Annotated in this window: 13 protein-coding genes; 11 read left to right on the top strand and 2 right to left on the bottom strand. The window is 58.3% G+C overall.

Annotated features, from left to right (window positions below; all coding sequences use genetic code 11):
- Position 1: 1 nt before the first annotated feature.
- The 11 genes from ftsL (at position 2) to QRN55_RS08545 (ending at position 13,368) form a co-directional block, all read left to right on the top strand.
- Positions 2 to 559 (top strand): cell division protein FtsL, encoded by a 558-nt coding sequence (gene ftsL / locus QRN55_RS08495; protein WP_233134799.1) that lies wholly within the window; start codon positions 2 to 4, stop codon positions 557 to 559.
- Positions 559 to 2,298 carry a peptidoglycan D,D-transpeptidase FtsI family protein gene (locus QRN55_RS08500; protein ID WP_112498683.1) on the top strand — a complete coding sequence of 580 codons (1,740 nt, stop codon included), beginning with the start codon at positions 559 to 561 and terminating at the stop codon, positions 2,296 to 2,298. The genes ftsL and QRN55_RS08500 overlap by 1 nt, the downstream gene beginning before the upstream one ends.
- Before the next feature lie 58 nt (positions 2,299 to 2,356).
- Positions 2,357 to 3,817 (top strand): UDP-N-acetylmuramoyl-L-alanyl-D-glutamate--2,6-diaminopimelate ligase, encoded by a 1,461-nt coding sequence (locus QRN55_RS08505; RefSeq protein ID WP_284776390.1) that lies wholly within the window; start codon positions 2,357 to 2,359, stop codon positions 3,815 to 3,817.
- A complete protein-coding gene (locus QRN55_RS08510) occupies positions 3,814 to 5,247 on the top strand; it encodes a UDP-N-acetylmuramoylalanyl-D-glutamyl-2,6-diaminopimelate--D-alanyl-D-alanine ligase (RefSeq protein WP_284776391.1) in 1,434 nt (477 codons plus the stop codon). Before QRN55_RS08505 ends, QRN55_RS08510 begins: the two co-directional genes overlap by 4 nt.
- Before the next feature lie 123 nt (positions 5,248 to 5,370).
- Positions 5,371 to 6,471, top strand: a complete 1,101-nt coding sequence (gene mraY / locus QRN55_RS08515; RefSeq protein ID WP_111837950.1) for a phospho-N-acetylmuramoyl-pentapeptide-transferase — start codon at positions 5,371 to 5,373, stop codon at positions 6,469 to 6,471.
- A 4-nt stretch (positions 6,472 to 6,475) separates the two neighbouring features.
- Entirely contained in the window at positions 6,476 to 7,882 is a 1,407-nt protein-coding gene (murD, locus tag QRN55_RS08520; protein WP_284776392.1) for a UDP-N-acetylmuramoyl-L-alanine--D-glutamate ligase, read from the top strand.
- Positions 7,883 to 7,889: 7 nt separating this feature from the next.
- Positions 7,890 to 9,044 carry a putative lipid II flippase FtsW gene (ftsW, locus tag QRN55_RS08525; protein ID WP_111837952.1) on the top strand — a complete coding sequence of 385 codons (1,155 nt, stop codon included), beginning with the start codon at positions 7,890 to 7,892 and terminating at the stop codon, positions 9,042 to 9,044.
- 5 nt (positions 9,045 to 9,049) lie between these two features.
- Complete coding sequence (gene murG / locus QRN55_RS08530; protein WP_284776393.1) at positions 9,050 to 10,189, top strand: undecaprenyldiphospho-muramoylpentapeptide beta-N-acetylglucosaminyltransferase; 1,140 nt, start codon at positions 9,050 to 9,052, stop codon at positions 10,187 to 10,189.
- On the top strand, positions 10,186 to 11,601 hold the full coding sequence (murC, locus tag QRN55_RS08535; protein ID WP_065697902.1) for a UDP-N-acetylmuramate--L-alanine ligase: 1,416 nt from the start codon (positions 10,186 to 10,188) through the stop codon (positions 11,599 to 11,601). Before murG ends, murC begins: the two co-directional genes overlap by 4 nt.
- Positions 11,598 to 12,563 (top strand): UDP-N-acetylmuramate dehydrogenase, encoded by a 966-nt coding sequence (gene murB / locus QRN55_RS08540; RefSeq protein WP_112498689.1) that lies wholly within the window; start codon positions 11,598 to 11,600, stop codon positions 12,561 to 12,563. Before murC ends, murB begins: the two co-directional genes overlap by 4 nt.
- A 217-nt stretch (positions 12,564 to 12,780) precedes the next feature.
- Positions 12,781 to 13,368, top strand: coding sequence for a GGDEF domain-containing protein (locus tag QRN55_RS08545; RefSeq protein WP_284776394.1), 588 nt, complete (start codon positions 12,781 to 12,783; stop codon positions 13,366 to 13,368).
- A 66-nt stretch (positions 13,369 to 13,434) separates the two neighbouring features.
- On the opposite strand, the gene QRN55_RS08550 is transcribed toward QRN55_RS08545, so the two are convergent.
- Both QRN55_RS08550 and QRN55_RS08555 read right to left on the bottom strand, forming a co-directional pair.
- A complete protein-coding gene (locus QRN55_RS08550; RefSeq protein ID WP_111837957.1) occupies positions 13,435 to 14,739 on the bottom strand; it encodes an MFS transporter in 1,305 nt (434 codons plus the stop codon).
- A 143-nt stretch (positions 14,740 to 14,882) separates the two neighbouring features.
- Positions 14,883 to 15,248, bottom strand: a complete 366-nt coding sequence (locus QRN55_RS08555; protein WP_284776395.1) for a hypothetical protein — start codon at positions 15,246 to 15,248, stop codon at positions 14,883 to 14,885.
- Positions 15,249 to 15,610: the final 362 nt, after the last annotated feature.

A 15,610-nucleotide genomic window follows, 5' to 3' on the forward strand; every position in this document is an offset into this window, starting at 1 on the left:
TATGCTGCGGACCCTCGATTTTATGCTGATGGGCGTGATGGTGGCGGCAGCCGTCGTGACCTATTCCATCAAGCATCAGGCCGATCTCAAGCTCGAATCGGTCAAGAAGCTGGAAACGGAAATTCGGCTGGAGAAGGACACGATTGACCTTCTGCGCGCCGACTGGGCGCTGTTGACGCAGCCAAACCGTCTGCACCGGCTGGTGAATGCCTATCAGGCCGATCTTTCTCTGGCACCGACAGAGCCGACGCAGCTTTCGCAGCCCAAGGAGCTTCCGATGCTGCGCTCGCAACTGCCGCAGCCGCCGGAGCCGGAAGGCATGAGCGTCGAGGATGTGATTGCTGCTGCCGTCAATGGTTCCAAGCCCGGCGCAACACTGGGCGGGGCCAAGCCGAAGTCTGCACCTGCAGGGCAGATCGTCGCCACCGGTGGCAAGCCTGTTCCGGTGCCTGCACCGCGCGCGCCGGTCTCGCGGCCCAAGCCGGCAGCACCTGTCAGCGTCGATGCCGGTGACGAGTCTGGCGATATGGATGAAACGATAACTGGATCGGTGGACTGATGTCTTTTCTCTCCCGTGTCATGGTTCTGAAAAGCAGGGCTCATTTTTCTGCAAGCACCACAGGTGTGACGGATCACGCCGCCTTTGAGGGTGCCCGCAAACGCCGTGCGACGCAGGCAAAGACCCGCGTCGGCCTGCTGATATTCGGCTTCATCTGCTTTTACGGTGTCGTGGGCGGTCGTCTGGTTCAGTATGGCATGACGCAGCCGGAAACCGTGTCCAGCATTGCCCCCGCCGACCGCCTCATGGCATCGCGGCCTGATCTGCTGGATCGCAACGGCGAGGTGCTTGCCACTGATATTCGCACCGTCTCGCTGTTTGCCGAACCGCACCGCATCGTCGATGTCGATGAAGCGATCGAGAAACTGCGCACCGTTCTGCCCGATCTTGATACGCGCGGCACCTACCAGAAACTCAAGTCTGAGTCGCGCTTCCAGTGGCTGCGTCGTCAGTTGACGCCGAAGCAGCAGAGCCAGATTTTGGCGCTTGGCATTCCCGGCATTGGTTTTCGCCCTGAAAAGCGCCGCTTCTATCCCGGCGGCGCGACGGCTTCTCACGTCGTTGGTCACGTCAACATCGATAACCGTGGCGTTGCCGGCATGGAACGCTATCTCGATAATCAGGGCCTCGCAGATCTGACGGCGCTTGGCATGACGTCCGACCAGCCGCTGGAGCCGGTCAAGCTTTCCATCGATCTGCGCGTTCAGGCGATTGCTCGCGAAGTGGTGAGCGAATGGATCAAGAAAACAGAGGCTCTCGGCGCTGGCGCCGTCGTGATCAACGTGCATACCGGCGAAATCCTCGCCATGGTTTCCGAGCCCGATTATGATCCCAACAACCCGGCGGAAGGCGCTAAGGAAGGCTGGCTCAATCGTATGTCGAACGGCACGTTCGAGATGGGCTCGACCTTCAAGTCCTTTACCATCGCCATGGGCCTCGATTCCGGCAAGGTCCACATCAACGATATGTTCGATGCCCGTGCGCCGATCCGCATCGGTGGCTTCACCATCAAGGATTTCCACGGCAAAGGCCGCATGTTGTCGGTGCCGGAAATCTTCCAGTATTCGTCCAACATCGGTACGGCCAAGATTGCCGACACCGTGGGCATTGATGGCCACAAGGAGTTTTTGACCAAGCTTGGCCTGCTGTCGAGGATGAAGACGGAACTGCCGGAAGTGGCCATGCCATCGCAGCCGCGCACATGGAAGAAGATCAACTCCATCACCATCTCCTTCGGTCACGGTGTGTCGACAACCCCATTGCAGACGGCGATTGCCGGTGCGGCGCTCGTCAATGGTGGAAAGCTGATCGAGCCGACCTTCTTGCCTCGCACCAGAGAACAGGCAGATCAGGTCGCTACGCAGGTCATGAAACCGACGACCAGCAAGGACATGCGCTTCCTGTTCGACTGGAACGGCACCAAGGGTTCCGGTCGCAATGCGCGCGTCGAAGGCTTCGACGTTGGCGGCAAGACTGGTACGGCAGATAAGGTCGTGAACGGTCGCTATGTGCACGACAAGAACTTCAACGCTTTTCTGGGCGCATTCCCGATCTATGACCCGCAATATGTGGTGCTGACCTTCATCGATGAGCCGCGTACCGACAAGGGTAACGGGGCAGCTCTTGCCGGTAATACGGCAGCGCCGATGGTGAAGGATATCATCAGCCGCTCTGCTGCTATTCTCGGTGTAAAGCCAAAGTTCGGCAGCGACGGGTCGGCCTTGCTGGTGTCTTATTGATTGTTACAGCTTACCATGGACCGGCGATTCGCGCCGGGGGGACAAGACGGACATATCGATGAAATTGCGAGATCTCTCGGGGGCTGAGTTCCCCGAACTGAACGAGTTGCTGCGGACAGATGCCGGAGCGCTTGAAATCACCGGGATTACGGCTGACAGCCGCAAGGCCCAGCCGGGATCGCTGTTCGTGGCGGTGACCGGGACCAAGGCGGACGGCAGCACTTACGTGCAGGACGCCGTGGCCAAGGGTGCCGTTGCTGTCGTGTCCGGTCATGCCGTGGATGCCGCTGTGCCGGTTCTTGTTGTCGCTGATCCGCGTCGTTATCTCTCTCTTTCTGCTGCCCACTTCTACGGAAAACAGCCCGAAACCATGATTGCCGTGACCGGCACGGCGGGCAAGACCTCCGTCGCCTCCTTCATTCGCCAGATTTGGAAAACTGCGGGCCGTGCTGCCGCGCAGATCGGCACCACGGGTGTGATTGCGCCAGGTCGCGAGGACTATGGTTCACTGACGACACCTGATCCTGTTTCGCTGCATGCACTGCTGGCAGAACTCGCCTCCGAGGGTGTGACCCATGCGGCGATGGAAGCTTCCAGCCATGGCCTCGACCAGCGCCGTCTGGATGGCGTGAAATTGGCTGCTGCCGGTTTTACCAATCTCGGTCGGGACCATATGGACTACCATCCGACCATAGAGGACTATATGGCCGCCAAGATGCGGCTGTTCGATACGCTTTTGCCGAAGGGTTCGCCGGTCGTCATCTTCTCTGACGATCCGTGGTCGGACCGCGCTATGAAGGCTGCGACGGATGCGGGCCATGATGTGCGCACCGTCGGTCGCAAGGGTGATTGTCTGACGCTGAAGCGCGTCGAACATTTCCGTCACAAGCAGATGATCGAAGTGCATCATCAGGGCAAGATTTACGAAGTCGATATTCCGCTGGCGGGTGATTTTCAGGTGGCCAATGCGCTGGTTGCTGCAGGGCTTGCGATCTCGACTGGAGTTTCGGCTTCGGTGGCACTCAAGGCGCTCGAGAAACTGGTGGGTGCTGCTGGCCGTCTCGAACTGATCGGCCAGACGAAGAATGGTGCGCTGGCCTATGTGGATTATGCCCATAAGCCGGATGCGCTGGAAAATGTGCTGACCTCGGTGCGACCCTTCACGTCAGGTCGCATCATCACCGTGTTCGGTTGCGGCGGAGATCGCGATAAGGGCAAGCGCCCGATCATGGGCGAAATCGCTACACGTCTTTCCGACATCGTCATCGTGACGGATGACAATCCGCGCTCGGAAGAGCCGCAGACCATCCGTTCCGAAATCATGGCGGCGGCGGCGGGCGCACTGGAGATTGCCGATAGGGCAGAGGCTATCAGCCACGCCGTGTCGCTGCTGGGGAGTGGAGATACATTGATCGTTGCGGGCAAGGGGCACGAGGAAGGTCAGATCGTGGGCGGCGTGACGTTGCCGTTCTCGGATCATGAACAGGTGCGTACCGCGCTGGAAGGATTGAAGATTTGAACTGGTTATGGACAGTACCGGATATGGTCGCCGTCATGGCGGGCCGTCCGGTCGGCAACCTGCCGCAAGGCATTACGGGCATTTCCATCGACAGCCGCACGGTGCAACCGGGCGAAGCTTTCTTCGCCATCAAGGGTGACCGGGTGGATGCTCACGATTACGCAAGCTTTGCGGTCGCCAACGGTGCCGGACTTCTGGTCGTTTCGGAAGGCAAGCTGCCTGCGCTCGGTCGCCTGACGGTGCCGATGATCGTCGTGGAAGACGTGCTGGCGGCCATGGTCAAGCTCGGCATCGCCGCGCGTGAGCGCTCATCGGCTCGCATCATCGCAATCACAGGCTCTGTCGGCAAAACCACGACCAAGGAAATGCTGCGACAGGTGCTGGCACCCTCGGGCAAGGTGCATGCCGCCGTCTCATCCTTCAACAACCATTGGGGCGTGCCGCTGACCTTGGCTCGCATGCCTGCCGATACGGAATTCGGCATCTTCGAAGTGGGCATGAACCACGCCGGTGAGATCAGCCCGCTGGTCAAACAGGTCAAGCCGCATCTGGCCATCATCACCACTATCGCTGCGGCTCACCTCGGCAATTTCAACAGTCTGGAGGAGATTGCAGCGGCAAAGGCCGAAATCTTCGACGGCGTGCTGCCGGGTGGCGCGGTTATTCTCAACCGCGACAATGCGCAGTTCGAACAGCTTGAGCGCGCAGCACTCGATGCGGGTATCGAACATGTGCTGACATTTGGCCAGCATGCCAAGGCAGATTTCCGCCTCGCCGATTACGAGAACACGCCCAACGGTTCGACCATCTGGACCATCATCAATGGCGAGACCAGCGAGCTGCATATCGGCGCTGCCGGTCGCCACATCGCCGAAAACGCCATGGCGGCCTTGGGCACCGTTGCGGTGACAGGTGCTGACCTCGACAAGGCCTTCGCCGCGCTAGGCACACTGGAGGCCGTTAAGGGCCGGGGCCAGCGCCACCGTCTTTCGGTTGGCGAAGGCTCGTTCCTGCTGATCGACGAGAGCTACAATGCCAACCCGGCCTCCATGCGGGCCGCTATTGCGCTTTTGGCAGCCGCCGAAGTGAAAGGCAGTGGACGGCGTGTGGCCGTGCTGGGCGACATGCTGGAGATGGGCGAGTTTTCTGCCGAGGTGCACGAAGAATTGTCCGGCCCGCTTCTGTCTGCTGGCATCGAGCACGTGTGGTTGGCGGGTGAGTCGATGGCCGCACTTCGCGATGCCCTGCCGGAAAGCGTAACCGTTGCGTGGTTCCCTACGACTGCCGAACTGAATGAATTCGTTCTCAAATGGGTCCAGCCGGGCGATGTATTGATGATAAAATCGTCACTTGGCATCGGTTTTGGCAAGATCGTGACGGCTCTTCTTGACAAGTATCCGGCATTCCCCGAGACGGAACGCCAGATTTAGAGCACTGGATGAATGGCACGATGCTGTTTTCGATTGCTCGTTGCTGAAACAAACAAGAACTCGAGGTGGCGCAGGCACAATTTTTGACGCCCGCTGCTTTGATCGCCTTTCGAAAGGGCACACATGCTGATCTGGCTCGTTGAACTGTCGGACAAAGTTCAAGTCTTCAATCTGTTCCGGTACATTACGTTCCGGGCCGGTGCTGCATTGTTCACCTCCGCGCTGATCGTCTTCCTGTTCGGTCCTGCCATCATCAATTCGCTGCGCATTCGCCAGGGCAAGGGTCAGCCGATCCGCGCCGATGGTCCACAGACGCATTTCAAAAAGGCAGGTACGCCCACCATGGGCGGGCTGATGATCCTGGCGGGTATCCTTGGCGGCTCGCTGCTGTGGGGCGACCTGTCCAACGTTTACGTCGTCTCGGTTCTGATGGTGACGCTCGGCTTCGGTGCCATCGGCTTTTATGATGACTATCTGAAAGTCACCAAGCAGAGCGATAAGGGCTTTTCCGGCAAGGCCCGTCTCGGCATCGAATTCGTCATTGCCGCGATTGCCGTCTTCTTCATGATGGAGGTCGCACTGGCAACGGCGCCGCATGGCGGGACGCTTGGCAGTTCGATTGCCTTTCCGTTCTTCAAGGAATTCGTGATCGACCTCGGTTATTTCTTTGTGCTGTTCGGCGCTTTCGTCATCGTCGGTGCGGGCAATGCGGTCAACCTGACCGATGGTCTCGATGGTCTTGCCATCGTGCCTGTGATGATTGCAGCTGCGACCTTCGGCATCATTTCCTATCTGGTCGGAAACGCGATTTTCGCCAATTATCTCCAGATCAACTTCGTACCCGGAACGGGTGAACTTGCGGTCATCGTTGGCGCGGTCATCGGGGCGGGGCTTGGCTTCCTGTGGTTCAACGCCCCGCCAGCCGCTATCTTCATGGGTGATACCGGATCGCTTGCGCTCGGCGGCCTCATCGGCTCCATCGCGGTTGCGATCAAGCACGAGCTCGTCATGATCATCGTTGGTGGCCTGTTCGTTATGGAAACGCTGTCGGTCATCATTCAGGTGTTCTGGTTCAAGCGCACGGGAAGACGTGTGTTCCTGATGGCTCCCATCCATCACCATTTCGAAAAGAAGGGCTGGACGGAAAGCCAGGTGGTCATTCGCTTCTGGATCATTTCCGTTGGTCTGGCCATGCTGGGCCTTGCAACGCTGAAGCTGAGGTAACGGCATGATCCCTGTCACCTCACTTGCTGGAAAAAAGGTCGCGCTCTTCGGGCTTGGCGGCTCTGGTCTGGTCACTGCCAAGGCATTGGTTGCCGGTGGTGCCGAGGTGACGGCATTTGATGACAATCCTGACAGTGTGGCCAAAGCAAGTGCCGAGGGCATTCCAACGGCGGATTTGCGCACGCTCGACTGGTCGAAGCTTGCCGCTTTCGTTCTGGCACCCGGCGTGCCGCTGACGCATCCCAAGCCGCATTGGTCCGTCGATCTGGCGAAAGCCGCCGGTGTAGAGGTGATAGGTGATATCGAGCTTTTCGTGCGCGAACGCCGTGCGCATGCGCCGGATAGCCCCCTTATCGCCATTACCGGCACCAACGGCAAATCCACGACGACGGCGCTGATTGCGCATATTCTCAAGGCCTCTGGACGCGATACACAGTTGGGCGGCAACATCGGCACTGCAGTGTTGAGCCTCGATCCGCCGAAAGCGGAACGCTTCTATGTGGTCGAATGCTCGTCCTACCAGATCGATTTGGCACCGACGCTGAACCCGACCGCTGGCATTCTGCTCAACCTGACGCCCGATCACCTCGATCGCCACGGCACGATGCAGCACTACGCCGATATCAAGGAACGTCTTGTTGCGGGTAGCGATACGGCAGTTGTTGGTGTTGACGATAGCTATTGCACGCTGATTGCCGACCGCATCGAGCGCGCCGGTGTGACCGTACTGCGCATCTCCAAGCGCAACGTTGTGGCCGATGGTCTCTATGCCGAGGGTAGCCGCATCATGAAAGCGCAGGGTGGCACATCGTCGCTGCTCGTCGATCTCGATGGCATCCAGACGCTGCGCGGCAGCCACAATGCTCAGAACGCGGCAGCAGCGATTGCGGCTTGCCTTGCTGTCGGCATTTCGGAGGATGAGGTGCGGGCCGGGCTCAGCTCCTTCCCCGGGCTCAAGCACCGCATGCAGCCGGTGGGCCGTCGTGGTAATGTGACATTCGTGAATGACAGTAAGGCGACCAATGCAGATGCCGCAGCGCCTGCTCTGTCCAGCTATGACCGTATCTACTGGATTGCCGGTGGCCTGCCGAAGGCGGGGGGCATATCCAGTCTTTCACCGCTGTTTTCCCATATTGCCAAGGCCTACCTGATCGGCGAGGCGGCAGCGGAGTTTGCATCGACCTTGGGTGAGGCGGTGCCTTACGAAATCTCTGTTACGCTCGTCAAGGCTGTCGAACATGCCGCAATGGACGCGCAGAAGGACGGTCGCGACGGTAAAGTCGTGATGTTATCCCCGGCTTGCGCAAGCTTCGATCAATATAAGAACTTCGAAATACGTGGTGATTCGTTCGTTTCGCTCGTGGCAGGACTGCCCGGCGTGATGATGTTGGTTGGCTCGGAAAAGGAGTAGTGATGAAATGGTAAGCCGTATCGACCGTGGACCGGTCGCGGAATGGTTCTGGACCATCGACCGTTTCTTCCTCGCGGCCTTCATCGCGCTGATGGGCATCGGGCTGATGCTATCTTTTGCGGCGTCACCTGCGGTTGCCGAGCGTATCGGCCTCAACAGCTTCTTCTTTGTCGAGCGTCAGGCCATGTTCATGGTGCCATCGCTGGCCATTATGGTGGGCCTGTCGTTTCTGACGCCGCGGCAGGTGCGCCGCGTGGCCGTGATCATGCTGATTGCCGCGCTGCTGATGATGATCTTTGCGCTGTTCTTCGGTATCGAAGTGAAGGGCGCGCGCCGCTGGATTTCCATCGGTTCCTTCTCCATTCAGCCATCGGAATTCATGAAGCCCGCCTTCGTCATTGTCTGCGCCTGGCTGTTTGCCGAGCGCGCTCGGCATCCTGAAATTCCCGGCAATCTCTTTGCCATCATCACCTTCGGCATCGTCGCGGCGCTTTTGATCGCACAGCCCGACTTCGGCCAGACCATTCTGACATCCGTCGTGTGGGGCGGCATGTTCTTCATGGCCGGTGTGCCGTGGTTCTGGATCATCATGCTGGGTGGCCTTGGCGTCGGTGGCATCATCACCGCCTACCTAATGTTGCCGCACGTTGCCGGTCGTATCGACCGGTTCTGGACGGGCGAGGGCGACACGTTTCAGGTGGATACGGCGCGCGAAGCCATCATTCGTGGCAACTGGTTTGGCCAAGGGCCGGGCGAAGGTATCGTCAAGCGAATCATTCCCGATAGCCATACCGACTTCATATTCTCAGTTGCGGCGGAAGAATTCGGCATCCTGTTCTGCATGCTGCTGGTCATGATTTTCGCCTTCATCGTGCTGCGCGGTTTGAGCCATGCCTTCAAGGAAAAGGACGATTTCGTCCGCTTCGCCGTGGCCGGTCTGGTGCTGCAAATCGGCATGCAGTCGATGATCAATATCGGCGTTAATCTGGAACTGATGCCTGCCAAGGGCATGACGCTGCCGCTGATTTCCTATGGTGGCTCGTCCATGATGGCGATTTGTGTGACGGCTGGTTTTCTTCTGGCGCTGACACGCCATCGCCCTGAAAAACGTGCGCAGGAGCGCAGTTTCTTCCGGGTCAATGCAGGCCTTCCTGCGGAGTAAAGAGTATGAGCAAAGGCATCGTTCTGCTAGCCGCCGGGGGAACCGGCGGCCATGTGTTTCCGGCAGAGGCGCTGGCATACGAGTTGAAGGCGCGCGGTTACGCCGTGCATCTGGTGACCGACAGCCGTGCCGAACGTTACGCGGGCAAATTTCCCGCCGATGAAATTCACGTCGTGCCCTCGGCCACCATCGGCTCAAAGAACCCTATCTCGGTTGCCAAGGCGCTGCTGAAGCTGTGGACCGGCCTTCGCGCTGCCCGCCGTCTTGTCACCAAGCTGAAGCCGGTCGCTGTGGTTGGTTTTGGTGGTTACCCCACCGTGCCGCCGCTGCTGGCTTCAACGGGTCTTGGCGTACCGTCGATCATCCACGAGCAGAACGCCGTCATGGGTCGCGCCAACAAGGCGCTGGCCAAGCGTGTGAAGGCTATCGCCGGAGGCTTCCTGCCGGAAAACAAGGGCGATTATGCCGACAAGACCGTGACGACGGGCAATCCCGTTCGTCCCGCCGTGCTGACGGCTGCCGACGTTGCTTACGCGCCGTCTGGAGCCGGTCAGCCGTTCCAGCTCGTCGTGTTCGGTGGAAGTCAGGGCGCGCAGTTCTTTTCCGGCGCCGTGCCCGCCGCCATCTGCCTGATGCCGAACGAGATGCGCTCTCGCATTTCGTTGACACAACAGGCGCGCCCGGAAGACAAGGACAGCGTTATCGCCTCCTATGCGAAGCTGGATGTGAAAGCAGACGTCTCGCCCTTCTTTGGCGACATGGCAGAGCGGATCGCGGGTGCCAATCTCGTCATCAGCCGTTCGGGTGCGTCAACTGTGTCGGAGCTTTCCGTCATCGGGCGTCCGTCGGTGCTGGTGCCTTATCCCCATGCTCTCGACCACGATCAGGCCGCCAATGCCGCAGCCCTTTCTGCGGCTGGTGGTGCAAGCGTTATCAAGCAGTCCGAACTGTCTCCGCAAAAACTATCATCCCTGCTGAGCGATGCCATGAACGATCCTGATCGTCTGGCCAACACGGCTGCGGCTGCGAAAGCGACCGGCAAGCCGGATGCGGCGCAGCGTTTGGCCGATTTGGTAGAGGCGATTGCGGCTGGTCAGTCCGTTCAGCAATTTAAAGCAAAAAATAAAGAAGGAGTGCATCCATGAAGATGCCGAAAGCCATAGGACTCGTCCATTTCATTGGAATCGGCGGCATCGGCATGAGCGGCATTGCCGAGGTGCTTCACAATCTCGGCCACCGCGTGCAGGGCTCCGATCAGGCAGACAGCGCCAATGTGCAGCGTTTGCGTGACAAGGGCATCGAGGTTTTCGTCGGACAGGCTGCCGAAAACCTCGGCGATGCCGAGGTGGTGGTCGTTTCCACCGCGATCAAGAAGAACAACCCGGAACTGGCGGCAGCGCGTGAAAAGCATCTACCGATCGTTCGCCGCGCCGAAATGCTGGCCGAGCTGATGCGCTTCCGCAATGCCATCGCCATCGGTGGCACGCATGGCAAGACGACGACAACCTCCATGGTCGCCACGCTGCTGGAAGCGGGCAATCTCGACCCGACCGTCATCAATGGCGGCATCATCAACGCTTACGGCACCAATGCGCGCATGGGTGAGGGCGAGTGGATGGTGGTGGAGGCCGACGAATCCGACGGCACGTTCCTGAAACTGCCCGCCGATGTCGCCGTCATCACCAATATCGACCCTGAGCATTTGGACCATTACGGCAATTTCGACGCCGTGCGTGCCGCATTCCGCCAGTTCGTGGAAAATGTGCCGTTCTACGGTTTCGGCGTGTTGTGCATCGACCATCCCGAAGTGCAGACGCTGGTTGGCAAGATCGAAGACCGCAAGGTCATCACCTACGGTGAAAACCCGCAGGCCGACGTGCGCTTCTCCAATGTCCGTATCGACGGGACCAAGTCGATTTTCGACGTGGAAATCCGCCGTCGCCGCACGGGCAAGATTTTCACTTTCACTGATCTCGTGCTGCCAATGCCCGGTCGTCACAACGTCTCGAATGCGACGGCTGCGATTGCGGTCGCCAACCGTCTCGGCATTTCTGTTGAAGACATCAAGAAGGGGCTCGCCTCCTTCGGCGGCGTCAAGCGCCGTTTCACGCTGACGGGCGAATCCAACGGCGTGCAGGTCTTTGATGATTACGGCCACCACCCCGTCGAGATCAAAGCCGTGTTGAAGGCCGCGCGTGAAGCATGCAGCGGTCGCATCATCGCTGTGCACCAGCCGCACCGTTATTCGCGCCTTTCCAGCCTGTTTGAAGATTTTGCGCATTGTTTCAACGATGCCGACACAATTCTTCTTGCTCCGGTCTATGCGGCGGGCGAAGATGCCATCGAGGGTGTGAACTCCGAGACGCTCGTTTCAGCCACTAGAGCTGCGGGCCATCGCGATGCGCGCCACCTCTCTTCCCGCGACGATCTGGCAAAGACAGTTGCAGGCATTGCGAAACCTGGTGATTTCGTGGTTCTTTTGGGAGCAGGTAATATTACGCAGTGGGCGGCAGTGCTGCCCTCAGAATTGGATAGCATTTCAGGAAAGTCTGCATGAGACAGGTGGATGGGGTAAAGTTGCTGGAGAGACTCGGCGACGGAGTAAAGGAACTCAGAGGACGTTTGACGCCGGATTCGCCGATGGATCGCGTAACGTGGTTCAGGGCAGGTGGTCTGGCGGAACTGATGTTCCAGCCCCATGACGTGGATGACCTGATCGCTTTCCTCAAAATCCTGCCGGAAGACGTTCCGCTAACGGTTGTCGGCGTCGGCTCCAACCTGCTGGTCCGCGATGGCGGCATTCCCGGTGTCGTCGTTCGTCTGTCCGCCAAAGGCTTCGGCCAGGTGGAACTGGCTGGCGAAAACCGCATCAAGGCCGGTGCCATCTGCCCGGACAAGCACATCGCGGCCATGGCGATGGATAACGGCATCGGCGGTTTCCATTTCTACTATGGCATTCCCGGTTCCATCGGCGGCGCGCTGCGCATGAACGCCGGTGCCAATGGCGGCGAGACGAAGGACCGCGTCGTCGAGGTTTACGCGGTGGACCGTCAGGGCAATCAGCACACCCTGTCCAATGCGGATATGGGCTACAGCTATCGCCATTCCGAAGCATCGAAGGATCTGATCTTCACAGGTGCCCTGTTCGAAGGCCACCCGGAAGACCGCGCGAAAATCCGCGCCGACATGGACGCCGTTCGCCACCATCGCGAGACGGTTCAGCCGATCCGCGAACAGACGGGTGGATCGACGTTCAAGAACCCCGAGGGTCATTCGGCCTGGAGCCTCATCGATGAGGCGGGTGGTCGCGGCATGGTCATCGGCGGCGCGCAGATGTCGTCGCTGCATTGCAATTTCATGATCAACACCGGTCACGCGACGGGCTACGATCTTGAATATCTGGGTGAAGCGGTGCGCAAGCGCGTGTTCGAACATGCGGGCATTCGCCTGGAATGGGAAATCAAGCGCCTCGGCTTGTTCATGCCGGGGAGAGAAGTAGAGGCGTTCCTTGGTAGCTGACAATGAAACGATGCCGGGCAGTTATCTGTTGCCCCCGCTTTTGTTTCGTCTAGCCACGTCCAAAGATCGCACTACACTCCAGCCGCTGCGTTTTGCATCTGCGTTCTCAATAACGGTTACGTTGATCGCTCTTGTCCTCAACGTAACCGCACTCAGCACGTTGATTGTCCTAGGATTTGTTCCCAACCCCAAGACAGCTTTATGGGTTGGCAGCACTTTGACCGTTTTCATCACGTTTCCGATCTCGTTCGTGCTGTCGCATATCATCGCCAAGCAGGTGAAATGTCTTTCCATTTCCCATGAGCGCTACAAACATCTCAGCCATACGGATGGTCTGACAGGTCTGCGGAACCGGGCGGGGCTGCATGCCGATGCAAAGCATCTGGACGAGGACTATTGTCTGGCGTTCTTCGACATCGATCACTTCAAGTCGATTAATGACAATTACGGTCATGCCGCTGGAGATGCAGTGATATCCGGCATTGCACGGCGCATCGCGGAGGCGTTTCCGGCATCTTCGCTTTTGAGCAGGCTCGGCGGTGAGGAGTTTGTGGTTGCGACGTCAAACATTCCGCTCGCCGATTTCTCTGCGTATTGCGAGGGTTGCCGACAGTCGGTTGAGGCCCAGCCTTTTGTGGCCGAGAGCGTTTCCATCAATGTCACGATTTCGATTGGTATCTCGATGCCCAGAGATGATGAGCTGTTCGAGAACGTCATGCACCGTGCCGATGTTGCGCTCTACAGGGCGAAACAATCTGGACGCAATCATGTTGTCGTAGACGATGACGAAAGTCTTGCAGGGTGATCTCTACAAACGAAAACAGCCGGATTATTGATCCGGCTGTTTCGATCTCAACGTAAAGATGACGGCTTAGACTTCGTCTTTGCGCGACAGCATGATGCACAGCAGGGTGATCAGCGCGGCAACGCAGAGGTAGTAGCCGACGTAGCCCATGCCGTAATTCACCTGCAGCCATGTGGCGATGTAGGGCGCCAGCGATGCGCCGAAGATGCCGGCCATATTGAAGGTGATGGACGAGCCTGTGTAGCGAACCGTCGTCGGGAAGGGGGCTGCGAGGGCCGTGCCGATGAGGCCGTAGGTCATGCCCATCAGTGCCATTGCGAGTGCTGCGAACAGGAAGATCGAGCCTTCGCCGCCGGTCATCAGGCCGGGCAGGAGGAACGAGAAGGCACCGATCAACACGGTCGTGGCAATCAGGACTTCGCGACGACCGAAGCGTTCGGCCAGCTTTCCGGCGATGGGAATGAAGATGCCGAAGACGACCGAACTGACGAGCTGAACTTCCAGCGCATCGAGGAACGGAATTTTCAGAACCTTGACGTTGTAGGACAGCAGATAGGCCGTGCCGATATAGAACAGCACGAAGGTTGCCAGCGCCACGAAGGTACCGAGCAACAGGCTGCGCTTGTGATGGCGGAAGAGTTCGGCCACGGGAACGGCGACGCGCTCTTCCTTGTCGATAGCCTTCTGGAAGGCAGGCGTTTCCGTGATCGACAGACGTACCCACAGGCCAACGGCGATGAGGATGATCGACGCGACGAAGGGAATGCGCCAGCCCCAGCTGAGCAAGGCTTCCTGCGACATCAGGTGAAGCAGCAGCCAGAAGACGCCGGACGAGAGGAACAGGCCGAGCGGAGCGCCGAGCTGCGGGAACATGCCGTACCAGCTGCGCTTGCCGGGAGGGGCGTTTTCCGTTGCCAGAAGCACTGCACCACCCCATTCGCCACCAAGGCCAAAGCCCTGACCGAAACGGCACAGCGCGAGAAGCAGCGGTGCCAGAACGCCAGCGGTTTCATAGGATGGCAACAGGCCGATGATGACGGTGGAGACACCCATTGTCAGAAGCGCAGCGACGAGCGTCGTCTTGCGGCCCACGCGGTCGCCGTAATGGCCGAAGACCACGGCCCCCAGCGGACGGGCGAAGAAAGCGATGGAGAACGTGGCGAAAGACGCCAGAAGCGCCGTCATCGGGTCGTTGTTGGGGAAAAACAACGTCGGGAACACGAGCACTGCTGCGGTCGCATAAACGTAGAAGTCGAAGAACTCGATGGTCGTGCCGACCACGCTGGCAGTAAGAACTCGTGCAGGCGAATTTGTCTTTACATCGTTCGAAGCGTCAGCGGTCGGCGATACCTTGGATATCGCGTCGGACATAGGATTTTTCCATTGTTAAGTAACACTTATGACCCTTTACCGGGTTGAGGTTGCGTTAACGCAATTTTCGATCCTTTGAAACGGTTAAAACGCAATATTCTGGAAAAAATGGACGATTATCGGTGTTCGCGCGTCGTTTTGCTTCATGTGATGTGTGGTTCGGCGGGTTTTGGCGTGAACGAAAAATCGAGGTGCCTGGCAATGATATGACCGTTTACGCCATAGCTCGCGGCCCATTCGATTTTGAAGAGCGAGCCGGTTTGGGTGATGTCCAGCATTAAAATGATACCGGGCATCATATCCAGGTCAGTCAGGTTGACGGTGTGAATGCCACCCAGATTGAGGATTACGTCCGCATGCTTTTCAGAAATAAGAAAGCCATTTTCATCGACCGCATCTGTGAGGATCGACGTGTTGATCCGCAATGAACCCGTGCCGTCTCCCCTTATGACAAGCTCCTGCAAGAGCGCATCGTGAAATTGATGGGTACCGCTAAACCAGTCCAGCATTTCCCTGCCACCGGCAATGCTGTGCCATATTGAATTCTCTCTCATTTAGGCGTGCCTCCATTCGGCGTGATTATAGAATGAAGTAGGAGGTGGGCACAAAAGCCCGCGGTAAACGCATCGGCAATTGCCAAAAATGGCTGGGGAAAAGCGGCGAATCTTAACGAATCGATCTTGCTTTCCTGGCTGTGATCTCTCGTCCGCGCAACGATTTTATTTCATCCCGTTGAAATTCTGAATCTTGCATTGGCGCCAACTCTCTGATTCCAAGGAGGGAATCCGGGGTTGATGTGATTCTTTAAGAAAAATTGCGTCGCTGGTCGTTTCGGTTAACGAAAGTAAACACTTCATTAACCTTAATGGCG

It is taken from the genome of Agrobacterium sp. lyk4-40-TYG-31, from assembly GCF_030209855.1.
GTDB lineage: Bacteria > Pseudomonadota > Alphaproteobacteria > Rhizobiales > Rhizobiaceae > Agrobacterium > Agrobacterium vaccinii.